The sequence below is a fragment of the Neisseria musculi genome (genome assembly GCF_014297595.2).
Classification (GTDB): Bacteria; Pseudomonadota; Gammaproteobacteria; order Burkholderiales; family Neisseriaceae; genus Neisseria; species Neisseria musculi.
The window spans coordinates 2,419,946-2,444,648 of record NZ_CP060414.2; the positions used below are offsets into that span (position 1 = coordinate 2,419,946).

Below are 24,703 nucleotides of genomic sequence, written 5' to 3' on the forward strand. Positions count from 1 at the left end.
TTTTTACCCTGTCAAGTTGCGGGCACGGCGGGGATAACGCCGTATCGCGAACCCGTTTGGTTTCTGTTGCAGACGTTGCCGCGCTTTGGCTCAAAGGGAACGGTTCGGCAGACCCGGCGGCGGAGGGCGGCAGCGTTTGGCCGTCTGAAAAACCATCCGGTGTTTTTCAGACGGTCATGTTCAGACGGCCTCGAAGCGCGCATCTTCGCCGAACACCTGCCGCCACAGGCTGCGCACGTTTTGGTAATGGTTTAACAGCTCGGGGGTGAGGTTGACTTTGTCGGCATCGCGCAGTTTGGTGTTGTGCTGCTGCCGGCGGTAGAAGCGGTAGGCGGTGCGGCTTTGCTCTGCCAGGGCTTTATCGATCAGGCCGGCATCGGCGGCGATGTTCAGCAGGGCGATGTTGCCGTAGTTGTCGAGCAGTTCGGGGTGTCGGTACGAATGCGCCAGAATCAGATACTGCACGATAAATTCCACATCGACCACGCCGCCGCGCGCGTATTTGACATCGCTGTCGGCCGGCGGGTGGGCGGCGAACATTTTTTCGCGCATGGCAATGATTTCGCGGGCGAGCGCGGCGGCATCGCGCGGCTGTGTGAGTACTTGTTGGCGCAGGCGGTCGAAAAACGTGCCTATTGCGCTGCTGCCGCAGATGAAGCGGGCACGGGTGAGGGATTGGTGTTCCCACGTCCACGCGCTTTCGTGCTGGTATTTTTCAAAGGCGGCGGTGCTGTGGGCGAGAAAGCCGGCATCGCCGTTGGGGCGCAGGCGCAAATCGACATCGTAGAGCGTGCCTGCGCCGGTGGCGGCGGAAAGCCAGTTGGTGAGGCGGCGCACGAAGCGGCCGTAGATGTCGGGCGCATCGGGGTGGGGGTCGTGGTAGAGATAGACCAGGTCGAGGTCGGAGGCGTAGCCCAGCTCTTTGCCGCCGAGTTTGCCGTAGCCGATAACGGCGATATTCGGGGTGTCGGTGTGGGTTTTGGGGGTGTCGGCCCACACGGCGGGCAGGGCGGCGGCGAGCAGGGTGTCGGCCAGCGCGGAGAGTTGGTCGGACAAGGCTTCAACCGTCCATAATCCGGCCAAATCCTGCACGGCAAGGCGGAATATCTGGGTGTGTTGGAAGTGGCGCAGAATGTCCATCTGTGCTTCGGTGTCGCCCCGGGCGTTGGCGAGGCCGTCTGAAAGCGCGGCGGCGAGCGCGGGCCAGTGGTATTCGGTTTCCATTAACTGAGCGCTCAAAAGTTCATCGAGCAGTATCGGGTATCGGCACAGGTAGGCGGCCACCCACGAGCTTTGCCCCATGATGCCGGCCAGTTGCCGCAGCGCCTGCGGGTGTTCGTTGAGAAAGGCCAGATAGGCGGAGCGGCGGCTGACGGTTTCGAGAAAGTCGATAAGCCGCAGCAGGGCGGCGGTGGGGCGGGGTTGGGCGGCGGCGGCTTCTGCCAGGGCCGGCATCACGGCATCAAAACGCGGTTGGGCGTGGGCGGAAAGGCGGCGGTATTTGTGGCTGCGGCGCAGTTGTTCGAGCCGTTCGGCCACGGTTTCGGCCTCGAAGCCGTGTTCGGCCAGGCGGTTGCGCAGGGTTTCTCCGCTGCCGTTTTCCTGCCATATCCACTGCCAGCTTTTGCCGGTTTGTTGCGGGGTTTCTTCCGGTTGGGCGAGGATTTCGTTAAAGATGGCGTTGACTCGGTTGCGGTGGCGGTTGAGGCCGTCTGAAAAGGCGGCGTAGCCGGCAAAGCCCATGCTTTCGGCCAACAGCTGTTGTTGTTCGGGGTTTTGCGGCAGGGTTTGGGTTTGCTGGTCGTCCCAATATTGCAGGCGGTGTTCCACATCGCGCAAAAAGCGGTAGGCGGCTAAGAGGGTGTCGGCGGTGTGGCGTTCGAGTATGCCCAGGCGGGCGAGTTCGTGCAGGGTTTCCTGCGTGCCTTTCATCTGCAGGCTGCGGATGCGGCCGCCGCGTATCATTTGGAAAATCTGGGCGACAAATTCTATTTCGCGGATGCCGCCCGCGCCGAGTTTGATATTGTTTTCCATGCCTTTGCGGCCGACTTCGCTGCGGATTTGGCGGTGCAGCGCGCGCATGGCCGCGTAGGCGTTGAAGTCGAGATATTTGCGGAACACGAAAGGCCGCACCAGCGGGGCGATGCCGTTGGGGTGGGGCGTAACCACGCGGCCTTTGCACCAGGCGTAGCGTTCCCATTCGCGCCCCTGCTGTATCAGATATTGCTCCAGCGCGGTTTCGCTCAGCACCAGCGCGCCGGCATCGCCCTCCGGCCGCAGGCGCATATCGACACGGAACACTTGGCCGTCTGAAGTGATGTCGTTTAGCAGCGCAATCAGTTTCTGGCCGGTTTTGGTGAAAAATTCCTGATTGCTGCGGGTGCGTTTGCTGTTGGTGTCGCCCGCTTCGGGGTAAACAAAAATCAGGTCGATATCGGAAGACACGTTTAATTCGTAACCGCCGGCCTTGCCCATCGCCACCACGCTCAGGTGCTGCGGCTCGTTTGTGTGGCGGCCGATGGGCGTGCCGTACCTATCCTGATAATAGGCATGGGCGAAATCGAGCGCGGTATTCACGGCAAAATCGGCAAACAGCGTGATGGTGCGGGTAACTTCGGCCAAATCGCTGATGCGGTTGATGTCGCGCACGATAATCTGCGCGGCCACATAGCGGCGCAGCAGGCGCAACTGGCGCGCCAGCTCGGCTTCGTTTTCACCGGCAAGAATGGCTTCCCAATCGGCAAAGGCGTGGAAATCGGCGGTGTCGAGCACTTTATCCAGCATGGGGTGCAGGATTTCGGGCTTGAGGTTGCCGTTGTCGAGATGGCGGGCGAGATAGAGGGAATGGCGGCGGGCGTTGGCAGTGAGGGTTTGCATGGCAGAAATCGGGCGGCTGGGGTTGGCGCGGAAGCCGGCGTGTCTGCAAAGGCTGCCGGCGGTCGGTTTCAGACGGCCTCGTTATTGCAGGGCGGTTGGGACGGGCCGTCTGAACATACAGGCCGTCTGAAAATATGGCGTTCAGACGGCTTTACGCTTTATTGGATCAGTTTGGACACGGTTTTAAACGCCGGGTGTTTGGCATCGCCCAACAGCCCGAACAGCACGCTTTCCACATTGGAAACCACCGCGCCGGCAGCACGCATCTGCTCCAGCGCATTGGCTTTGTTGGCGGGCGCGCGCGATGCGGTGCATTCAAACGGCACATACACACCCAACCCTGCCGCGCGCAAATCGAGCACGGTTTGCAGCATACACACATGGGCTTCAGCGCCGATAAGAATCACGTTTTGAATCCGGCGGCTCTGCAAAAACTGCTCGGTTTCGGGTATCAGCGCGGAAAAACGCGTTTTTTCAAACACGGGCGCGCTGCCCAGCAGGCCGGCAACGGGGGCAACCGTGCGCCCCAAACCTTTCGGGTATTGCTCGGTGACCGCCAGCGGCACGCCCAAAGCCTGCAAACCTTGCAGCAGCGTCAGGCTGTTTTCTACCATTTCTGCGGCCTGGTGGAGTGCAGGGTTCAGGCGCTCCTGAATATCGACTACGATGCAGGCGGTGTTGTCGGGGCGGGGGTGGGGCATGGCATTCTCCTGTTTTTCCATAGGGTTTTCAGACGGCCTATTATTTATCCGAACGGCTCCGGGGGCAAGGGTAAAGACAGATTTGGTTTGGCAGAACAAAATTTTTATATTTATATTCAATATAATGATTAAATCAAATGCAATAGTTTCATATATTTATATAAAGCCGTTCATATTCTGAATTTGACCGTTAAGACTGGACTCAGGCAATTTTTACGGGAGTTAATATAAGCTGTATCAAACTATAAATTGAGCCTGAGGGTTGGTGTCAGGCTGAAAAATAAGTTGGCTCACATTACTTACAAATCGTGAAACCACACCGGACAAGAAAAGGCAGCCGACTGCGGCGCAGACGGGTAAGGCCGGATGCAACTGCATCGTTTTGTGTTGGTTTGCGGTAAAACGTTCTGTTGTTTCTCATTTGAAAAATCACTGCATCACGTTTCTCAAGATGCGGAAACCCCCTTGAAATTTCCAAATCAAATCATGAGCCGAATCCACAAAATTTCTTTATGCACGGCGGCCGCTTTTGCATCTGTGCCGTTTGCGGCCGCCCAAGACATCCAGGCCGAACGCGAACGCTGGGCGCTCCACGCCCGCAGCGGAGAGGCACAGCTTGCCGAATCGGTGGCGCAGTTGGGCGATCTGTATGCGCAAAGCGGCGATGCAAAAGTGCGCGCCGATTTGATTGCCCTGCTGGTGCGGCAGGAAAAACCGGAAGCGGCATTGGCCGTATGTGCCGGCTGCCCGATTGAAAGCTATAGTGCAGACGAGTTGGAAAACCTCGCCAAGGCCGCCCGCGACATCAAACAATACCCGCAGGCCGCCGCATTCTACCGCAGCTTGCAGCTTGCCGCGCCGCAGAATCAAACCGGTTATCTGGGGAGCGCGCTGGTTGCGGTGGACAGCGGAGACTATGCCGCTGCACAGCAGCAGATCGAATCTTACCTCAGGCGTTTCGGTAACGATAAGGGCATACGCAACGCCCAAGCCTATCTGAAACAGCGCACGCAGCCGCTCACCGAGCGTCTGGCCGAGCAGCAGCGCCTGTTTGAAGCAGACCCCGCCAACGGTGACCATGCCTTGCAGCTTTACCGCACTGCCGCCCAATTGCAGCTTTTTCCGCAGCAGGAGCGGATTATGGCTCAGTTTCCCGAGCGGTTCGGCGAACAAGACCGTTTGTGGCTGCAGGCGGCCAAAGCGGTTGTGTTGCTGCGTGGCGCCCGCCAAACCGGCGATCCGGCGCAAATCCGTGAGGCTTATGAGAGCCTGGGCGAAGTGGTCGGCAAATCGGAAGCGGGCAGCCCGCTGCACACGCAGGCATTGCGCGACCGCGTGGCCGCCGCCGTGGCTTTAGGCAACGAAAAACAGGCGTTGCGCGATTACCGGATGCTGGAAGGGCAGGGCAGGCAGCCCGATTATGTGCAGGACGGATATGCTAAGGCCCTGCTGATGGCCGGAAGCCCGCGTCAAGCGCGCAAGGTGCTGCACGGGCGCATGAACCGCCAGATGGCGGTGCAGGGCAAACTTGATCCTGAATTAGTGGAGATGTTGGCGGAAACCGATGCCGATTTGATGGAGTTTTCGGCCGCTCAAGAAAAAATCAAACATTGGAATCCGAAAAAATACACGCCCGACTTCACCCACACCGTTGAAGTGGAAAACCCGTATTACGATACCCAATATTTTTGGAATACCCGCCTGGAAGCCTGGAACGGCAATGTGAAAGGCGCGCACAAACTGATGCAGGACTGGCTCGGCGAACACCCCGCCGACCCGTGGGCGATGGTTTTGGACGGTGAGTTGTCGCAGATTGACGGCCATGAAGACCGCGCCTTGGCAAGGTTCGATGCCGCCCGCGAATATTTGGGCGAACCCGGACAAAAGTGGATAGACGGCAAAGCTGCCGCTGCTCATATGTCGGCAGGCAACTGGCGGGCGGCAGCAAGATTATCCGCAGGGCTGGGCCGCGATGATGTCGGTCACAAGGGGTTTTGGCAGCTTTACGATGAAGAGCGCGCCGCCCGTTTGGAAATCGGCGGCATGGCAATGAAAGCTACCTCGCCTGCAGACGGCACCGAATGGGCGCAAACTGCCAAACTCTACAGCCCGCGCAGCAGCAGCGGCCACCGTGCCTATATTGCGCAGCAGCACAACGATGTGCCCAACCACGGCAGGCCGCTGCGTGCCGGCCGGGTGGGGGCGGGTGCCGAAATCAATCTTTATCCGGTGGTGGTGCATGCCGAAGCAGGGCACGGCACACAGCTTAACGGCAAAGCTTACGCTGTGCTGGGTGCGGATTGGCGCGTAAACGACTTTGTGGGCTTCACCGCCCGCGCCGCCTCCAACAGCGTTAATACCCCCGTTAAAGCTCTGTGGCAGGAAGTGTATGCCGATGAATACACTTTGGGCGCGGAATATACCCATTCGGCGGCCACCCGCGCGGGCATGGGTGCGGGCGTGATGAAATTTGATGACGGCAACACCCGCCAAACCGTCCATGCCTGGCTTTCACACGATATTTTCCAACACAACCGCTGGAAATTGGGCAGCTCGCTGTGGGCAGATTACAGCCGCAACAAAGATATTCCCTCTGCCTTTTACTACAACCCCGAAAACAGCAAAACCGTGAGCGGCGAGCTGGCGCTTTCCTACACCCTGCCGCTGGACAACGGCATCAGGTTCACCCAAACCGCCGCCGGCAGCGCAGGGCGTTACCGGCAGGCCGGCCACCCAGCCGAAAACACCTGGCAGATTAAATACGGCCACGATTGGCGTTTCGGCCGCCGCGCCGCGCTGGGTTACGAGTTCGGCCGCCGCCGCGCCATGTATGACGGCAGTCTCGAATATCAAAACTTCGGCGGCGCCAAGTTGAGCGTGAAGTTTTACTGACCGAATGTCTGCTTTTCAGACGGCCTCGGCTCCGGCTTCAAGGCCGTCTGAAAACACCAGCCGGCATTCCATTGAAACCAAGATTACCGAAGGCAGAAAAACATGAACTGCAAACGCCTCTTCGCCGGCCTCCTCGCCGGCCTCATTATGCTGCAAGCCGCTTATGCCGCCGATGTGCGTTACGGCGTGATGTGTTATCACGATGTAGTCGATGAAACCGCTCCCGTTATCAAAACTAAGGAAGAGCGGGAAATGAAGGGTGAAATCCAACGCCGTTACTTTCCGCAAACCATCACCGTGCAAAGGCTGGCCGCCCACTTTAACTGGCTGCGCGACAACGGCTACACCCCCGTGAGCTTCAAGCAGATCGAAGCGGCAAGGGCAGGCCGCGCCAAGCTGCCGCCCAAACCCGTGCTGCTTACGTTTGACGATGGCTACCTAAGCTTCTACACCAGAATCTATCCGTTGCTGAAAGCCTTTGATTATCCGGCGGTTTTCGCCTTGGTGACGGGCTGGATGGAAACCCCGCAGGGCGGCCTTGTCGATTACGGCAAACAGAAGCTGCCGCGCTCGGCCTTCATCACTTGGGAGCAGGTGCGCGAGATGCAGAAAAGCGGCTTGGTGGAAATCGCCTCGCACACCCACGACCTGCACCGCAGCATCACGGGTAATCCCGCCGGCTCGCAGTTTGCCGCCGTGTTTCCCGAATATGAAAACGGCCGCTACGAAACCCGTGATGCCTACCGGCAGCGCGTGCGCAACGATTTGAAACGCTCGGTGGACATCATCGCCGCCCGCACCGGCGTGCGCCCGAATGTGATTGTGTGGCCTTACGGTCATTTTAACGAAACCGCCCGCGAAATCGCCGCCGAAGTGGGGCTGGACAACGACTTTACCCTGTTTGACGAAACCCCCAACACCACAGAGCAGCGCAGCATCGGCCGCGCCCTGATTGACAACGAAACCGGCTATCCGCTGATGAAAGCCTATCTGGAGGGGCAGATGTTTACCCCGCCGCACCAGCGCGCCGTGCATATTGATTTGGGCCGTCTGTACACCCCCGACCCCGCACAGTTTGCGCGCAATTTCGACAAACTCATCGAACGCATCTACAAAATGGGCATCACCACCGTGTATCTGCAGGCCTTTGCTGATGATGATGGAAACGGAGTGGCGGAAGCCGCGTATTTTCCCAACCGCCATCTGAAAGTGAAGGCCGACCTGTTCAGCCGCGTGGCCTGGCAGTTGATGACGCGCGCCAACGTGAAAGTGTATGCGCAGATGCCGCTGACGGCTTTCGACTTGGGTAGCGGTTACGTTTCCGGCAGCCGCACCGGCAAACCCGAGGCCGGCCGCCCTTTGCGCCTTTCGCCCGATGGTGCCGAAAACCGCCGCGCCGCAGCCGAAATTTATGAAGACTTGGCGTTCAGCAGCCGCTTCAACGGTCTGGTGTTCCGCGATGGCGGAGATAAGCGCGGTGATTTAATCGACTATTCCAAGCTGCTCAAACAAACGGCGCTGAAATACAGCTTCAACGGCATAAACGGCATGAAAACCGTGCGCAGCCTTGATGGCGGTTTGCCCGCCCAAAGCCTGCCCGCATTTGCAGCAGCCTACGATTACACCGCCTTCACGGCCCTGCCCTACCTGGAAAACGGGCAGCCGTTAAGCCCTAAAGAAGCCGCCCGCCGGTTGGTCGGTTTGGTGGCCGGAGTCAAGCGCAGCGGTGTGCCGCTCGATAAAACCGTGTTTGAACTTCAGACGGCCGATCCGCGCACCGGGCAGCCTGCTGGCGGGAAAGAACTGGCAGGGTGGATGAGCCTGCTCAAAAAAGAAGGCGTGAAAAATCTGGCCTATTACCCTGATGACTTTTTGCAGGACAGGCCGCCGCTGAAAACCATCAAACCGGTATTTTCGGTGCAGCGCTGAGCCCGGTTTTACCGGCAGGCTGCCGGTAAGCTTTATTTTCAGACGGCCTGCCGCCATAGGGTGTGAGGCCGTCTGAAAACAAACCCCGTTATCAAAACAAACGTTTCAAATACGCACAGCAAGGGCAGAACTTCCGATGGACTGGTATGAATATTTGGCGGCATTCGTGATGCTCTATCCGGGCATGATGGCCGTGTATTGGACGGTTTCGGGCGTTTTTTATTTTCTGTTTTTTGAAAACAGGGCAGGCGAGCCTGAGTTTATGTATCAAGGGTATGCGCCCATGGTGAGCGTGTTGGTTCCCTGCTACAACGAGGCAGACAACCTCGACACATCGATACCCCACCTGCTCAATTTAACCTACCCCAATTACGAGCTGATTTTCATCAATGACGGCAGCACTGACAACACGCTCGAAATCATCCGCCGCTGGGCGGAGAAAGCCGAAAAAATCGTTGTGGTGGACCAACCCAACGGCGGCAAAGCCTCGGCTATGAATAACGGCGCACACCACGCATTGGGCAAATATATTGTCGGCATCGATGGTGATGCCGTTCTCGACTACAGTGCCATCGAATACATGATTCAAAACCTGGAAGACAACCCCGAATTGGGTGCCGTTACCGGCAATCCGCGCGTGCGCAACCGCAGCACGGTGCTGGGCAAGCTGCAGGTGGCCGAATTCAGCTCGATTATCGGCCTGATCAAACGCTCGCAAAGCGTTGTCGGCACGCTGTTTACCGTATCGGGCGTGATTATGTGCATACGCAAAGACGTGCTGCTCAGTATAGGCGGTTGGAGCGACAACATGATTACAGACGATATCGATGTGAGTTGGAAAACCCAAATCGCCGGCTACAACATCGCCTACGAACCGCGCGCCCTGTGCTGGGTGCTGATGCCCGAAACCATACGCGGCCTCTACCGTCAGCGGCTGCGTTGGGCGCAGGGCGGGGCGGAAGTGGTTTTGAAGTATTTCAAAAACATCTGGCGGCTGCACCATATCCGCCTGTGGCCGCTTTATGCCGAATATTTCATCACCCTGCTGTGGGCGTATTCGCTCTTGGCCATCACCATTGTGGGTTTGGCGGAGTGGGCACTGGGCCATCCGCACGATTTTGTGCTGCTAAAAGTGGCGAGTCTGGTTACTTTCATGATGTTTATTTTGCAGTTTTCCGTGAGCATGTTTATCGACAGCCGCTATGAAGGCAACCTGTTCCGCTATTTCATCAGCTGTATTTGGTATCCCTACGCTTTCTGGCTGCTGAACAGCATCACGCTGATTCACGGTTTCCCCAAAGCGCTTTTGCGCGACAAGCAGCGCAAAGCCACCTGGGTCAGCCCCGACAGGGGCGTGCAGTAGGATGTTTGCCGCACGGCATCTTTATCATAGTAAAACAAGGAGAAGCTTATGCCCGAACAAGTTCAGGACTTGCGCGAACTGATGGTTATCCGCAAAGCGCGCAATCCCAATCCGGTTATCAGCACCAAAAGTATGTTGATTTTTGCCGTAACCTGGTCGTTGTGGCTGCTGACGGCTTATCTGATTGTCAACAACCACCGCAGCCTGCTTTTTAACCCCATTGTAGGCAATCGGACACTGATTGATTTGGTCAAAGCAGCCGCTGTGGTGGTGTTGGCCCAACTGAACCTGCTGCTGGCATGGTCGGTGTGCATTTCGCGCAGGCGCAAACACTGATGCCGGCGTATCCCAAAGGCCGTCTGAAACCCTTTTCAGACGGCCTTTAATTCTATCGGGCCGCTGCAAAAGAAAGTTCCTATTTACACAAAATTGGTTTATGATTTGGAAACTACGCAGCACTACAATGTGCGGCGTTCCCAGAAGAAAAACCACTAAAAGGAACAATAAGATGTTAGAAGCCTATCGCAAAGCCGCCGCAGAGCGCGAAGCTCTGGGCATTCCCGCCCTCCCGCTCACCGCCCGGCAAACCGCCGATTTGGTGGAGCTGTTGAAAAACCCGCCTGCAGGCGAAGACCGGTTTTTGGTAGATTTGCTCGCCAACCGCGTGCCGCCCGGTGTGGACGATGCATCCAAAGTGAAAGCCTCGTTTTTGGCAGCCGTTGCCGAAGGCAGCGTACACAGCCCGCTGGTGTCGCCCGAATACGCCGCCAAACTTCTGGGTACCATGCTCGGCGGCTACAACATCCACCCGCTGATTGAGCTTCTCGACAACGAACAACTGGCACCGGTTGCCGCAGAAGGGCTGAAACACACCCTCTTGATGTTCGACTCTTTCCACGATGTGCAGGAAAAAGCCGAGCAAGGCAACCCTCACGCCCAAGCCGTGCTGAAATCGTGGGCAGATGCCGAATGGTTTACCTCACGCGAAAAAGTGCCCGAAAAAATCACCGTTACCGTATTTAAAGTCGATGGCGAAACCAACACCGATGACCTCTCTCCCGCGCCCGATGCTTGGAGCCGCCCCGATATCCCGCTGCACGCGTTGGCCATGCTGAAAAACCCGCGCGAGGGCATCAGCCCCGACAAACCCGGCGAAGTCGGCCCCATCAAATTGTTGGAAGAGCTGAAAGCCAAAGGCCACCCCGTTGCCTATGTGGGTGATGTGGTCGGCACCGGCTCTTCGCGCAAATCTGCCACCAACTCCGTGATCTGGCACACCGGCCTGGATATTCCTTTTGTGCCGAACAAACGCTACGGCGGCGTGTGCCTGGGCGGCAAAATCGCCCCGATTTTCTTCAACACCCAAGAAGACTCGGGCGCACTGCCGATTGAGGTGGATGTTTCCGCGCTGAAAATGGGCGATGTGGTCGATATTCTGCCCTACGAAGGCAAAATCGTGAAAAACGGCGAAACCGTTGCCGAATTCCAACTGAAATCGCAAGTATTGCTCGATGAAGTGCAGGCCGGCGGCCGCATCAACCTGATTATCGGCCGCGGCTTAACCGCCAAAGCCCGCGAAGCGCTGGGCTTGCCCGCCTCCACCGAATTCCGCCTGCCGCAGGCGCCTGCCGAGAGCAAGGCAGGTTTCTCGCTGGCGCAGAAAATGGTCGGCCGCGCCTGCGGCCTGCCCGAAGGGCAGGGCGTGCGCCCCGGCACTTACTGCGAACCGCGCATGACCACAGTCGGCTCGCAAGATACCACCGGTCCGATGACCCGCGATGAGTTGAAAGACTTGGCGTGTTTGGGTTTCTCGGCCGATTTGGTGATGCAGTCGTTCTGCCACACTGCCGCCTACCCGAAACCGGTAGACGTGAAAACCCACAAAGAGCTGCCCGAGTTTATCTCTACCCGCGGCGGCGTTTCCCTGCGCCCAGGCGACGGCGTGATCCACTCGTGGCTCAACCGCCTGCTGCTGCCCGACACCGTGGGCACCGGCGGCGACTCGCACACCCGCTTCCCGATCGGTATTTCCTTCCCCGCAGGTTCGGGCTTGGTGGCCTTTGCCGCCGCCACCGGCGTGATGCCGCTCGATATGCCCGAATCCGTGTTGGTGCGTTTCAGCGGCAAACTGCAACCGGGCGTTACCTTGCGCGATTTGGTAAACGCCATTCCGCTGTATGCCATCAAGCAGGGTCTGCTCACCGTGGCCAAAGCCGGCAAGAAAAACATTTTCTCCGGCCGCATTCTGGAAATCGAAGGCTTGCCCGATTTGAAAGTAGAGCAGGCGTTTGAATTGAGCGATGCTTCTGCCGAACGCTCCGCCGCCGGCTGCACCGTGAAGCTCAACCAAGAGCCGGTTATCGAATACATGAAGTCCAACATCGTGTTGATGAAAAACATGATTGCAGACGGCTATAAAGACCCGCGCACGCTGGAGCGGCGCATCAAAGCCATGGAAGCCTGGCTGGCCGCCCCGCAACTATTGGAAGCCGACCAAGATGCCGAATACGCCGCCGTTATCGAAATCAATATGGACGACATCAAAGAGCCGATTGTGGCCTGCCCGAACGACCCTGATGATGTGAAATTCATGTCTGAAGTGTCGGGCACGCCGATTGACGAAGTGTTTATCGGCTCGTGCATGACCAATATCGGCCACTTCCGCGCCGCTTCCAAACTGCTGGAAGGCAAGAGCGACATTCCCGTGCGCCTGTGGATGGCGCCGCCCACCAAAATGGACGCGCAAGAGCTGACCAACGAAGGCCATTACGGCGTGCTCGGCCGTGCCGGCGCGCGCATGGAAATGCCCGGCTGCTCGCTGTGTATGGGCAACCAGGCGCAAGTGCGCGAAGGGGCAACGGTGATGTCCACCTCCACCCGCAACTTCCCCAACCGTTTGGGCAAAAACACTTTCGTTTATCTGGGCTCGGCAGAGCTGGCCGCGATTTGCTCCAAGCTGGGGCGTATCCCCACCGTGGAAGAGTATCAGGCCAATATCGGCATCATCAACGAGCAGGGCGATCAGATTTACCGCTACATGAATTTCAACGAAATTGACAGCTACAACGAAGTGGCCGCAAAAGTGAATGTGTAACGGCGCAGTAAAGCCTTTCAGACGGCCTGATGCTTTGCAGAGGCCGTCTGAAAAAACAGCAACAAAACGGTTGATGCCGTTTTGTTTTTTTATTTTGGGCGGCAATATCTGCCTGATGTTTTCAGACGGCCTCTGCAAAGCATCAGGCCGTCTGAAAACATTCGGCCGCCGTCATTCCCGGGCAGACGGGGGGGGGGGGCGGGTTTGAGCAATCGATTGATTATTGGATAGGCAGGGCGCGGAGGGTAATCAGAAAAAACGCCGGTATCGGGCTATTGATACTGCCGACCGTTATCACCGCGCGCTTGTGGCGGCGGCATGTTGATCATGACCCCGTTAAGGCGCAGCAACGCCGCAGCGGGGCAGGCGGATTGTATTTTGTATGATGAACTGCTGCGCACGGGCGGTGCGGGCGGCTTGCGGGGGCGGTAACGGGAAACAGGTTTCAGACGGCTTGAATGGCTTGCAAAGGCCGTCTGAACAACAGTAAAACGGTTTGGTGCCGTTTTGTTTTTAATTCGGGCGGCAATGTCTGCCTGATGTTTTCAGACGGCTGCAACGGCCGGCAGGTTTCAAGCCGGTGGTTTTTCAGGATTCCGCGTAAACGTTCCTGAACTTTACGGTAGTTGCGGGTTTGCGCTGCGCCTTATTCGGTATCCGGCAATGCGGCAGAGCCCATACGGCGCATGATGATGTTGGTTTTTCTGTGCAAACTGCGGTCGCGCGGATTATCGGCGTAATACAGCGGGCGCGGCACGCGGGCGGCGAGCTCGGCGGCCTGCTGCCTGGTTAGGTTTGCGGCCGGCTTTTTATAAAAATGCTGTGCGGCGGCTTCGGCGCCGTAAATGCCGTAGTCCCATTCGATTACGTTTAGGTAAAGCTCGAAAATACGGTCTTTATCGGTGGTGGCTTCCATCATGGCGGTGATGACGGCTTCTTCGGCCTTGCGCCAATAACTGCGGCTTTCGTTTAAAAACAGGTTTTTTGCCAGCTGCTGGCTGATGGTGGAGCCGCCGCCGCGGATTCTGCCGCTCTGCTGATTGCGCTTCATGGCGTTGCGGATGCCGCTCCAATCGAAACCGCTGTGGGCGGCGAAGTTGGCATCTTCCGAAGCAATCAGGGCTTTTTTGAGATTGGTGGAAATTCGACTATAGGGCACCCAGCGGTAATCTAATTGGATATCTTTACCTTGGGCGCGGAACTCGTTCATGCGCATGCTCATAAACGCGGTTTTGTGCGGCGCTACGGCGCGATAGGTGATGATGCTGCCGTATATATAGGCATGAAACAGGATAAACGCCGCAAACGGCAGCGCCAGCAGCCACTTAATCATTTCAGACGGCCTTTCTCATATAGCGGATAACGGCTTGGATGTCGGGAGAAAAACCGCGCCAAAGCCGGTAGGAAAACGCGGCCTGCCCCACCAACATACCCAAACCATCGGCAGTTTTTTGAGCACCGCTGCGGCGGGCATAATCCAAAAACGCCTGCGCCGCCGCGCCGTATACCATATCGTAGGCCAGCACGCAGCTGCCGAACACTTCGGGCGCAACTGCCGGTATTTCGCCGCTTAAACTGCCTGATGTGGCGTTGATGATAATATCGAAACGGTTGGCGGGCAGGCCGTTTAATGGTGCCGCCCGAATGCCGAAACGCTCTGCCAATTCCCGCGCTTTGGCCTCGGTGCGGTTTGCGATGGTGATGTCGGCAGGCTGCTGTTGCAGCAACACGGGCACTACGCCGCGCACTGCGCCGCCTGCTCCTAAAATCAGAATGCGCCGGTTTTGCAGGGCGGTTGCCTGCGCTTCGGTGATGTCTGCCGCCAAGCCCGCACCGTCTGTGTTGTCGCCGAGGAAACGGCCGCTGCCCAACGGGATAATGGTATTGACTGCGCAGGCGGCTTTTGCACGTTCGGAATGTTCGTCCACCCAATCATAGGCATCGGTTTTAAACGGCACGGTAACGTTTGCGCCCAAGCCGCCTTCGGCAAAAAAGCGGCCGGCGGCGGCGGCAAACCCGCCCGGCTCTGCCAAGATGCGGCCATACTCGATCTGCACCTTTTCCTGCAAGGCAAATTGTCGGTGGATTTGCGGCGATTTGCTGTGGGCAACCGGGTTGCCGAAAACGGCATAACGGGGAAGTGTGGCGGCCATTGCGGCAGGCTCCGTAACAATACATTCGAACGCGGAATGGAATCCGCGCAGACAGGCGCATTATATATCAGCCGTTTCAAAATAAAACCTGAGGTGCCGGCGGCCTATGCCCGGCGGGCATAGGCCGGATAAAGGTTCGGCCTGTATCTGTATTGGTATAATGGATTGCATTTAAACACGGCATCCTAACTGCCAACCCGCTTGAAAATCAGTAAAAGGCGGCTGCCGATAGTGGAAGCAGTATAACAATGGGGAATTTCATTCACTACGGCAGGTTGTGGTAAGGGGGAGGCCGTCTGAAAAACGTTCAGACGGCCAAAATGCTTTACACGGCAGATTATTGACGGTGTTGCCGGCAAAAATTATATTGGCCCCATTGCTGCATCATGCCGTTTATGCGCCCATTTTCCCGGCGGTTGTGGCACAATGCCTGTTTTCCGCCTGCACCCGGATTGGGTTGTTTTAAAACCGCTTTCTCTTTCACTATCCTCTTAAGGAGCAGATTATGTCTGTTAAAGAAGTTGTCAAACTCATCGAAGAAAACGAAGCGCGCTTTGTAGATTTGCGCTTCACCGACACCAAAGGCAAGCAGCAGCATATTACCGTGCCTGCCCGCACCGTATTGGAAGACCCCGAAGAATGGTTTGAAGAAGGCCAGGCGTTTGACGGCTCTTCTATGGGCGGCTGGAAAGGTATCCAGGCTTCCGATATGCAGCTGCGCCCCGATGCCGCCACCGCCTATCTCGATCCGTTTTACGATGATGCCACCGTGGTGGTTACCTGCGATGTTATCGACCCCGCAAACGGGCAGGGCTACGACCGCGACCCTCGGTCTATCGCCAAACGTGCCGAAGCCTATCTGAAATCTTCAGGCATCGGCGACACTGCTTATTTCGGCCCCGAACCCGAATTTTTCGTGTTTGACGGCATAGAATTTGAAACCGGCATGGGCGGCACCCGCTACCAAATCCACAGCGAAGAAGCCGCTTGGAGCAGCGGCAAATCCTATGACGGTCAAAACACCGGCCACCGCCCTTTCGTGAAAGGCGGTTATCTGCCCGTTGCACCTGTGGATTCCGGTCAGGATTTGCGCTCTGCGATGGTAAACCTGCTCGAAGAAATCGGCATTCCCGTTGAAGTGCACCATCATGAAGTGGCCACCGCCGGGCAGATGGAAATCGGCACCCGGTTCGACACGCTGGTGCGCCGTGCCGACCAGACCCAGGATATGAAATACATCATTCACAATGTGGCCCACAATTTCGGCAAAACCGCCACCTTCATGCCCAAACCGATAATGGGCGATAACGGCAGCGGTATGCATGTACACCAGTCCATCTGGAAAGACGGTCAAAACCTGTTTGCAGGCGATGGTTATGCCGGCCTTTCCGACACCGCTCTTTACTACATCGGCGGCATCATCAAACACGCCAAAGCCCTCAACGCCATCACCAACCCCTCGACCAATTCCTACAAACGCCTGGTGCCGCATTTCGAAGCCCCCACCAAGCTGGCTTATTCGGCCAAAAACCGTTCGGCATCTATCCGCATTCCGGCGGTGAACAGTGCCAAAGCCCGCCGTATCGAAGCGCGTTTCCCCGACCCGATGGCCAACCCTTATCTGGCTTTTGCCGCCCTGCTGATGGCCGGGCTTGACGGTATACAAAACAAAATCCACCCCGGCGATCCCGCCGATAAAAACCTTTATGATCTGCCGCCCGAAGAAGATGCGCTGGTGCCGACCGTTTGCGTCTCTCTGGAAGAAGCGTTGGAAGCATTGAAAGCCGACCACGAGTTTCTGACCCGCGGCGGCGTGTTCAGCAAAGACTGGATTGAGAGCTACATCGCGCTCAAAGAAGAAGATGTCAAGCGCATCCGTATGGCGCCGCACCCGCTGGAATTTGAAATGTATTATTCGCTGTAACCACGGAAACGACCGCACCCCGCACCAAAAATGCGGGGTGTTTTTTGTATGTGTGTGGCGTGGGTATGCCCCGCCCGGATCGGCAAACCCGGGCCGTCTGAAATACCGGAGCATGCCGTTTCCGCTTACCCGGAACGGTGCGGCAGGCAGGGGGGAGAAGGCGCACCTCTATCTAACTCCGTTGCAATAGGCTGCACGAAACCGATTCTGTGCCGCTTGGGCGGCTGGCAAAATCTTTTTAGGGCTGGGGCGCGGTAATGCGGTAACGAAAATAAAGTGGGCGCACCATACTTTCGGCATAATAGGGCTTCCCCGGTTAATACGCTTGGCGCGCCCGCCTTTCCTATTCTTCAACCGCACACGCAGCGGGCTTATGGATGATTGGAATTTTTTTAAGACACTCCGCCCCGATGGGCGGTCGGCATTTGACGTATAGCTGCGGTGGGTTTGAAGGCAGGTGCGGGCAAGGGGCAGGGCTGTGAAGAAATAGGGCTGATAAGTTGAAACTGGGTTGAAAAAGTATTTTATTTTGCCCCAAAGTCTGCATTTTCCTGCTTGCAGTGCCAAAGGCCGCAGCTGCTTTGTAACCATCCCGTTATGGTGTTTTACCGGATACAGAAAATCCCGCCTTTGCCTGACAGAGTCCGGCAATATTGCACCGTTTGAAAAACAAAAGCGGCTATCCCGCAAAACACGCCGGTTTAGCGCATGCGGCTTCATGTATCAGGTATATATTTCTTTTGAATGAGTGATTGGATTTCACCATAAAAACGCCCCTCAAACCGGTTAAGACCCCCGGTTGAGGGGAAATATTTTTCAGACGGCCTTTCTTCTCTTCTATCAGCGGATAATCCCGCGCGAAGAAGTGTCGAAAAAGTTTTTAAACACTGCCAGCTCGGGCGCGGTTTCGGCCATTTTCAACACTTCGGCCTTGGCTTCTTCCAAACCCAAGCCTTGACGGTAGAGGATTTTATACACCTCTTTTACGCGGGCGATTTGTTCGGGCGAAAAACCGTTGCGGCGCATGCCTTCGCTGTTGAGGCCGGCCGGCTCGGCGCGGTAGCCCGAAGCCATCACATAGGGCGGTACGTCTTTATGCACGCCGGCGGCGAAAGCAGTCATGGCATAATCGCCGATTTGGCAGAATTGGAACACCAGCGTGTAGCCGCCCAACACCACATAATCGCCGATGGTAACGTGCCCGGCCAGCGAGGCGTTGTTGGCGAAGATGGTGTGGCTGCCGATTACGCAGTCATGCGCCAGGTGCACATAGGCCATAATCCAGTTGTCGTCGCCGATACGGGTTTCGCCGATGCCGGTAACGGTGCCGGTGTTGAAGGTGGTGAATTCGCGGATGGTGTTGCCGTTGCCGATAATCAGGCGGGTGGGTTCGCCGCGCCATTTTTTATCCTGCGGCTGGGCGCCGAGGCTGGCAAACTGGAAGATTTTGTTGTTTTCGCCGATGGTGGTGCAGCCTTCGATTACGGCATGCGGCCCGATTTCGGTGCCTGCGCCGATCTGCACATTCGCGCCGATAACGGTGTAGGCGCCGATTTTAACGCCGGAGTCGAGTTCGGCTTTGGGGTCGATGAGGGCAGTGGGGTGGATGAAGCTCATGCGGGCTTTCCTTTATTGCAGGCCGTCTGAAAACTGCTTTTCGGGTTTCAGACGGCTTTGGCAGATTACTTACCGACTACGCGTTTGGCGCACATAATCACGGCTTCAACGGCAACTTGACCATCGACTTTGGCCACGGCGTTGAATTTGCCGATGCCGCGTTTGTTGGCAATCAGCTCCACTTCAAACACGAGCCGGTCGCCCGGAACCACTTGGCGTTTGAAGCGGGCATTATCGATGCCGGCGAAGAAAAAGAATTCGTCTTCTTTGCGGCCGCCTTCGCTCAAAATGGCCAATGTGCCGCAGGCCTGTGCCATCGCTTCGATAATCAGCACGCCCGGCATCACCGGCAGCTCGGGAAAGTGCCCCTGAAACTGCGGCTCGTTCATGGTAACGTTTTTAATCGCCGTGAGGCTTTTCATGCTCTCAAATGCAATGATGCGGTCTATCATCAGAAACGGATAGCGGTGAGGAATCAGTTTGTGGATGTCTTTGGCTTCGAGCGGGAGTCGGATTTCCATGATGCGTTATTCCTTATTGATTATCGGCAGGCTTGGGTTCCAAAGCCTTTTCAAGTTGTTTGATGCGTTGGTTTATTTCGCTCAAGCGGCGGATGTGCACGGCGTTGCGCGCCCATTCTTTATGGGTCTGCATCGGATAGGGGCCGGCGATGTGTTGGCCGCTCTCTTTGATGCTGTGGGTAATGTTGCTGCCGCCGCCGATGGTGGTTTTGTCGGCGATTTCGATGTGGCCCACCGTGCCGACACCGCCGCCGATAATGCAGTAGCTGCCGACAGTTACGCTGCCGGAAATACCGGTTTTGGCGGCAATCACGGTATGGCTGCCGATTTTGCAGTTGTGGCCGATTTGCACCTGGTTGTCGATTTTGGTGCCGTTGCCTACCACGGTATCGCTCATCGCACCGCGGTCGATATTGCTGTTGGAGCCGATTTCCACATCATCGCCCAGCGTAACAGCGCCGGTTTGCGGAATTTTAAACCACGAATCGCCCGCAAATGCCAAGCCGAAGCCGTCGGCACCGATAACCGCGCCGGAATGGATTTCCACACGGTTTCCCAACGTGCAGCCGTGGCAGATAACGGCGTTGGGGTGGATAACCACTTCGTTGCCCAATGTGCAGTTGTGTTCGATCACAGCTCCGGCCAGAATGCGGCAACCTTGGCCGAGCACGGTATCGGCGCCGATATAGGCGTGCGCGCCGATTTCGCATCCGGCGGGAACGGTGGCACTTTCTTCGACAACGGCAGTCGGGTGGATGAGGCCGCTGGCTTTTTCAAGCGGCGAAAACAGCCGCGCCACTTTGGCAAAATAAAGATAAGGGTCTTGCGCCACAATCAGGTTGCGGCCTGCAAACTCATCGGCGGTTTGGGGCGACACAATCACAGCGCCTGCCGCGCTTTCGGTAACATCGGCTTTATATTTGGGGTTGGCCAAAAAGCTGATGTGCGCGGCAGACGCATCGGCCAGCGGTTTTACCGCACTGACTGAAACATCGCTGCCGCGCCATGCTCCGCCCAGCTCGGCGGTAATTTGCGACAAGGTGTAAGAAACGGTATCCATTCAGAGGGCTGCCTTTGCGGTTGAAAAAGCCGGAGTTCCGGCAAAACGGTTTTCAGACGGCCTCTTGCTGTGTTGCACATCCATGCCTTTGAAAAGAGGCTGCCCTGTATATATTGATGCCGGCGGCCGGGTTGGGTTGCCTGAGCCTTATCTGCATTCGGGAGGGCTGGCGGGGTTTCGGTCGTCTGAAAGCATTAACGGGCGTTCATGGCTTTGATAACGCGGTCGGTGATGTCGTATTTGCTGTTCACATAGATAACATCTTTCAAAATCAGGTCGTAACCTTCTTTTTTGGCCAAATCGATAATCACGCGGTTGGCGTTTTGCTGCAAGGCGGCAAATTCTTCGTTGCGGCGCAGGTTGTATTCTTCGGCTAATTTTTCTTGCTGCAGGCGGAATTTCTGCACCAATTCGCCGAGCTGGCGCACGGTTTTCTCGCGCTCGGCTTCGGTGAGTTTGTCTGAAGCAAGTTTTTTCTCCAAAGCCGCGCCTTCCTGTTGGATTTTTTGCAGGGTTTTATGTTTGCCGCTGAATTCTTTTTCCAGCGTTTTTTGAATTCCCTGAGCCTGTTTTGATTCTTGATACAGCCGTTCGGCATTGATAAAGCCGAGTTTCTGCACGCCTTCGGCGGCCGCGCTGCCCATCAGACCGAAGCCTAATACGGCAGCGGCACACCAGTATGCCCAATGTGGATTCCGGTTCATAATAAAGTCCTTTTTGCCCATCGCTTGAAGCTGAAAAGGCACCACCCGGCGGCCGGGGTGTTTCATGCTTCAGGCTTAGAATGTGGTGCCCAGTTGGAACTGGAAGCGTTGGATTTCGTCGCCCTGTTTTTTCTTAATTGGATAAGCATAGCTGAATTTCATCGGACCCAGGGGCGACAGCCAAGTCAGTGCCGCGCCGGCGGAATAACGCAGCTCTTCTTTAAAGGTGGATTTATGGGCGGCACCCGCACCGTAAACGTTTTGGGTGGCACCGTTGGTGTAATAGGCATCGCTGCTGCTATCGTTATAGGTTTTGCCGTCCCACACGCTGCCTGCATCGGCAAACAGGCTCAAGCGCACGGTGCGGGAATCTTTGATGCCGGGCATCGGAAACAGCAATTCGGCGCTGACATTGGCTTTTTTATTGCCGCCGTAGCTGATCATGTCGCCGTAGCGGTCATACACTTTCGGACCGAGTGTGCCGCTTTCAAAGCCGCGGACCGAACCCAAACCGCCGCCGTAGAAGTTTTCAAAAAACGGCATTTCTTTGGTTTTGCCGTAACCGTTGCCGTAGCCCACTTCGCCGCCGAGCATCAGTGTGAGGTTTTTATTGAGCGGGAAAAACCAGGTTTGGTTGTGGGTTAGGGTGTAATATTGCAAATCGCTGCCGGGCAGGCCGATTTCGCCGTTTACGTTGGTGAGATAGCCCCGCGTGGGCCACAAGGCATTGTCGGTTTTGTTTCGGCCCCAGCCGATATTGCCTTTGTAGATCCAGCCTTTGAATTTGCCGATACCGTTGGTGCCTTCGCCGTGTTCGTTGATGAAGTCGCGATAGCGTTTGGGCGCGCCGTCATACGTATTTACCGTTAAATGCTCTGCCCCTAAGCCGAGATTGATCCGGTCGTATTCGGTAACCGGAATGCCCATGCGCACGCCGGTGCCGAGAGTCGTGGTTTTATATTGCTGGGCACTGGAAGAAGACTCGCGCGGGTCGTAAACCCGGCCATAAAGATCGTAGCCCATGCTTACGCCATCGGGCGTGAAATACGGTTCTGTAAACGACAGTGAGGCACTTTGAGTGGTTTTACTGCGCGATACGCGCGCTGAAACGGATTTTCCTGTGCCGAACAGGTTGTCTTGAGCTACGCCTGCCGACAATACCAAACCGGTATCCTGCACCCAGCCCGCACTCAAATCAAGCGAGCCGGTGGAGCGTTCTTTAACCGACATATCCAAATCCACTTGATCGGGCGTGCCTTCTACGGGCTTGGCTTCAAACTGCACATCATCGAAATAACCCAACAGCTCCACGCGCTCTTTGGAGCGCTGCAGCTTGGAAACGTCATAGGGTGCGGCTTCCATCTGGCGCAGTTCGCGGCGCACCACTTCATCGCGGGTTTTGTTGTTGCCGGAAATATTGATTTCGTTCACATAAACTTTGCGGCCGGGATCCACTGCAAGCACGAAATCCACTACGCCGGTTTCGGGATTGGGCACAGGCTGCACATTGATTTCGCTGAAAGCATAGCCTGCGCTGCCCATGGCCGTCTGCATCGCCTGCAGGCTCTCAACCATCTTCTGCCGCTCGTAGCGTTTTCCCTCTTTCATTTTCAGCATTTTATACAGATTTTCTTTCGGCACTTCGCGGGTGTCGCCTTCAATCTGCACTTTACCCCAACGGTAACGCGGGCCTTCATGCACCTTCACATGAATGGTTTGGCGGGTTTTGTCTTCGTTGGTTTGGATATAGGTGTCGATGACGCGGGCTTCAAAATAACCGTTGTTTTGGTAGAAATCGGTTACTTTTTCCATATCTTGAGCAAATTTCTGCTCGTTGAAACGGTTGTTGAGGGTGAGCCAGCTCATGGCGCCGGTTTCGCTCAGCGACATTTGGCGGCGCAGTTTGCGGTCGGAATATTGTTCGTTGCCTTCAAATTCGATATCGGTAATTTTGGTGGTAGCACCCTCATCGATTTTCACATCGATGGCCACGCGGTTGCGCGCCAGTTTGCTGACGGTAGGGGTGATTTGCACCGACTGCTTGCCGCGGGTGATGTATTCCTGTTTCAAACCGGCCAGTGCTTCGTTGAGTCTGGCTTGGTTGAAGGGTTGCGATTGAACCAAACCGAAGGCATCGAAGTTTTTCTTGATGGCTTCGTTTTGCAGCATTTTTGCGCCGGTGATATTGACGCTGCTGATGGTCGGGCGCTCCACCACGGTGAGCAGCACCTGATTGCCTGAGGTTTCTACGCGCACATCGTCAAAAAAGCCTGTGGCATAGAGATTTTTGATGATTTCTTCACCTTTCGCATCGGTGAAGTTATCGCCGATTTTCACGGGCAGATAGTTGAATACCGTGCTCGGTTCGGTGCGTTGCAGGCCTTCTACACGAATATCCTGAATGGTAAAGTCGGCCATAGCCAGCGGCGAGAAGCCTATCAACATCAAGGTTGCAGCAATCTGTTTCAATTTCATAACATTATCCAAACAAACGGGTTATATCGTTAAAGAAAGCCACCATCATCAGCATCAGCATGAGGGCAAGGCCGAAGCGCAGGCCGGCGGCCTGTATGCGCCCGCTCAGCGGTTTTCCGCGTATCCATTCGGCGGCATAATACACTAAATGCCCGCCGTCCAAAACCGGAATGGGCAATAAATTCATGATTCCTAAGCTGATACTGACCAGCGCGAGAAATTCGACATAACTTTGCAGGCCGTATGAAGCGGTTTTGCCCGCTACATCGGCAATGGTTATCGGGCCGGAAATATGGCTCAAAGATGCTTGTCCGGTCAATAATTTACCGAAGAATTTCACCATCATGGCCGAATAATCCGCAGTTTTCTGCCAGCCCATCCCAAAGGCTTGTGCTACCGTGGGGGTGTATTGGCGGCGGATTTTTTCTGTCCATGCTTCATCGCTTTGCGGCGCAACGCCTGCTTTGCCGATTAAGGTGTGGTCGGGCAATTCTTCCGAGTTGGGGCGCAGGCGGGTTTCAAATGTTTGGCCGTTGCGCAGATATTGTATGGTCAGGCTTTTGCCGGGGCTTTGGCGGAACAGCGACGACCAGTCCGACCAGTAATGCAGCCGTTTGCCGTCTGCGGTCACCAGCGTGTCGCCTTTTTTCAGCCCTGCGGTGGCGGCCGGGCTGCCCGGCAGCACTTCGGCCAATGTGTTGGTGATTTTAAACGGCAAGAGGCCGATATGCCCCTGCTGTTTGACCACCTGCCCGGCATCTGCGGTGCCGGCAATGTTGATGGTGCGCACGGCATTTCGACCGTTTTGGGTTTCCACTGCCACATTCACTTCGGCCGATTCGAGATTGAGCACGATTTCGTTGCGGGCGGCCGACCAATCGTTCACCGCCACGCCATTAACCGACACAATCTTGTCACCCGGAACGAAGCCCGCGCGGGCGGCGATGCTGGCCGGCTCCACTGTGCCCACATACGGGCGCAACTCGGTGATGCCCATCGAAAAACTCAGCCCGAACAACAACACTGCCAGCAGCAGATTGGTGAGCGGGCCGGCCGCTACGATGGCGATGCGTTTGGCGGGGTGTTGTTTGTCGAAAGCATAGGGCAGGTCGGCTTCGGCCACACCGCCTTCGCGGGTATCGACCATTTTCACATAGCCGCCCAGCGGTATCGGTGCGATGCACCATTCGGTGTCGCCACGCTTTTTCTTTAAAAAAGGTTTGCCGAAGCCGACCGAAAAGCGCAGCACTTTCACGCCGCACAAGCGCGCCACGATATAGTGGCCGAACTCGTGCAGGCTGACCAAAATCAGAATGGCAACGATAAAAGCAAGCAGTGTTTGCAAGAGAAACTCCCTGTTGATGGTGGTGTTTATGTTTTCAGACGGCCGGCC

At 56.4% G+C, this 24,703-nt stretch carries 18 protein-coding genes; 7 read left to right on the forward strand and 11 right to left on the reverse strand.

Translation table 11 applies throughout. The features are described from left to right. Positions 1-180 precede the first annotated feature (180 nt). Positions 181-2,877: a bifunctional [glutamate--ammonia ligase]-adenylyl-L-tyrosine phosphorylase/[glutamate--ammonia-ligase] adenylyltransferase gene (glnE, locus tag H7A79_RS12525; RefSeq protein WP_187000426.1), complete on the reverse strand. Its 2,697-nt coding sequence runs from the start codon at positions 2,875-2,877 to the stop codon at positions 181-183. A gap of 158 nt (positions 2,878-3,035) precedes the next feature. Continuing rightward, on the reverse strand, positions 3,036-3,599 hold the full coding sequence (locus tag H7A79_RS12530; RefSeq protein WP_246407926.1) for an isochorismatase family protein: 564 nt from the start codon (positions 3,597-3,599) through the stop codon (positions 3,036-3,038). A 444-nt stretch (positions 3,600-4,043) separates the two neighbouring features. Between H7A79_RS12530 and pgaA the strand changes: the two genes are divergently transcribed. The 6 genes from pgaA (at position 4,044) to H7A79_RS12560 (ending at position 13,064) form a co-directional block, all read left to right on the forward strand. After that, complete coding sequence (gene pgaA / locus H7A79_RS12535) at positions 4,044-6,470, forward strand: poly-beta-1,6 N-acetyl-D-glucosamine export porin PgaA (protein WP_246407927.1); 2,427 nt, start codon at positions 4,044-4,046, stop codon at positions 6,468-6,470. Positions 6,471-6,572: 102 nt separating this feature from the next. Next, positions 6,573-8,399 carry a poly-beta-1,6-N-acetyl-D-glucosamine N-deacetylase PgaB gene (gene pgaB / locus H7A79_RS12540; RefSeq protein WP_187000427.1) on the forward strand — a complete coding sequence of 609 codons (1,827 nt, stop codon included), beginning with the start codon at positions 6,573-6,575 and terminating at the stop codon, positions 8,397-8,399. A 136-nt stretch (positions 8,400-8,535) separates the two neighbouring features. Continuing rightward, positions 8,536-9,762 (forward strand): poly-beta-1,6-N-acetyl-D-glucosamine synthase, encoded by a 1,227-nt coding sequence (gene pgaC, locus H7A79_RS12545; RefSeq protein ID WP_187000428.1) that lies wholly within the window; start codon positions 8,536-8,538, stop codon positions 9,760-9,762. 48 nt (positions 9,763-9,810) lie between these two features. Continuing rightward, positions 9,811-10,098: a hypothetical protein gene (locus H7A79_RS12550; RefSeq protein WP_135036349.1), complete on the forward strand. Its 288-nt coding sequence runs from the start codon at positions 9,811-9,813 to the stop codon at positions 10,096-10,098. A 172-nt stretch (positions 10,099-10,270) separates the two neighbouring features. Further along, the gene (gene acnB, locus H7A79_RS12555) at positions 10,271-12,856 is read left to right on the forward strand and encodes a bifunctional aconitate hydratase 2/2-methylisocitrate dehydratase (RefSeq protein WP_187000429.1); all 2,586 of its coding nucleotides are present in this window, start codon (positions 10,271-10,273) and stop codon (positions 12,854-12,856) included. Then, positions 12,849-13,064 carry a hypothetical protein gene (locus H7A79_RS12560; protein ID WP_187000430.1) on the forward strand — a complete coding sequence of 72 codons (216 nt, stop codon included), beginning with the start codon at positions 12,849-12,851 and terminating at the stop codon, positions 13,062-13,064. Before acnB ends, H7A79_RS12560 begins: the two co-directional genes overlap by 8 nt. A gap of 438 nt (positions 13,065-13,502) precedes the next feature. On the opposite strand, the gene mtgA is transcribed toward H7A79_RS12560, so the two are convergent. Both mtgA and aroE read right to left on the reverse strand, forming a co-directional pair. After that, on the reverse strand, positions 13,503-14,189 hold the full coding sequence (mtgA, locus tag H7A79_RS12565) for a monofunctional biosynthetic peptidoglycan transglycosylase (RefSeq protein ID WP_135036358.1): 687 nt from the start codon (positions 14,187-14,189) through the stop codon (positions 13,503-13,505). Position 14,190: 1 nt separating this feature from the next. After that, a complete protein-coding gene (aroE, locus tag H7A79_RS12570; protein ID WP_187000431.1) occupies positions 14,191-15,009 on the reverse strand; it encodes a shikimate dehydrogenase in 819 nt (272 codons plus the stop codon). Between the two features lie 505 nt (positions 15,010-15,514). On the opposite strand from aroE, the gene glnA reads away from it, so the two are divergent. After that, on the forward strand, positions 15,515-16,933 hold the full coding sequence (glnA, locus tag H7A79_RS12575; protein WP_135036364.1) for a type I glutamate--ammonia ligase: 1,419 nt from the start codon (positions 15,515-15,517) through the stop codon (positions 16,931-16,933). A 168-nt stretch (positions 16,934-17,101) separates the two neighbouring features. Here the strand turns inward: glnA and H7A79_RS12580 are convergent, their stop codons facing one another. From H7A79_RS12580 to rseP, 7 genes are all read right to left on the reverse strand, one after another. After that, positions 17,102-17,653 carry a hypothetical protein gene (locus tag H7A79_RS12580; RefSeq protein WP_353663622.1) on the reverse strand — a complete coding sequence of 184 codons (552 nt, stop codon included), beginning with the start codon at positions 17,651-17,653 and terminating at the stop codon, positions 17,102-17,104. A gap of 120 nt (positions 17,654-17,773) precedes the next feature. After that, positions 17,774-18,550 carry an acyl-ACP--UDP-N-acetylglucosamine O-acyltransferase gene (lpxA, locus tag H7A79_RS12585; protein ID WP_187000432.1) on the reverse strand — a complete coding sequence of 259 codons (777 nt, stop codon included), beginning with the start codon at positions 18,548-18,550 and terminating at the stop codon, positions 17,774-17,776. A 65-nt stretch (positions 18,551-18,615) separates the two neighbouring features. After that, the gene (gene fabZ, locus H7A79_RS12590; RefSeq protein ID WP_135034103.1) at positions 18,616-19,071 is read right to left on the reverse strand and encodes a 3-hydroxyacyl-ACP dehydratase FabZ; all 456 of its coding nucleotides are present in this window, start codon (positions 19,069-19,071) and stop codon (positions 18,616-18,618) included. A gap of 13 nt (positions 19,072-19,084) precedes the next feature. Then, the gene (gene lpxD, locus H7A79_RS12595) at positions 19,085-20,131 is read right to left on the reverse strand and encodes a UDP-3-O-(3-hydroxymyristoyl)glucosamine N-acyltransferase (RefSeq protein WP_187000433.1); all 1,047 of its coding nucleotides are present in this window, start codon (positions 20,129-20,131) and stop codon (positions 19,085-19,087) included. 194 nt (positions 20,132-20,325) lie between these two features. Beyond that, positions 20,326-20,835: an OmpH/Skp family outer membrane protein gene (locus H7A79_RS12600; RefSeq protein ID WP_187000434.1), complete on the reverse strand. Its 510-nt coding sequence runs from the start codon at positions 20,833-20,835 to the stop codon at positions 20,326-20,328. 75 nt (positions 20,836-20,910) lie between these two features. Further along, on the reverse strand, positions 20,911-23,310 hold the full coding sequence (gene bamA / locus H7A79_RS12605; RefSeq protein WP_187000435.1) for an outer membrane protein assembly factor BamA: 2,400 nt from the start codon (positions 23,308-23,310) through the stop codon (positions 20,911-20,913). A gap of 4 nt (positions 23,311-23,314) precedes the next feature. Further along, complete coding sequence (gene rseP / locus H7A79_RS12610) at positions 23,315-24,655, reverse strand: RIP metalloprotease RseP (RefSeq protein ID WP_187000436.1); 1,341 nt, start codon at positions 24,653-24,655, stop codon at positions 23,315-23,317. Positions 24,656-24,703 lie beyond the last annotated feature (48 nt).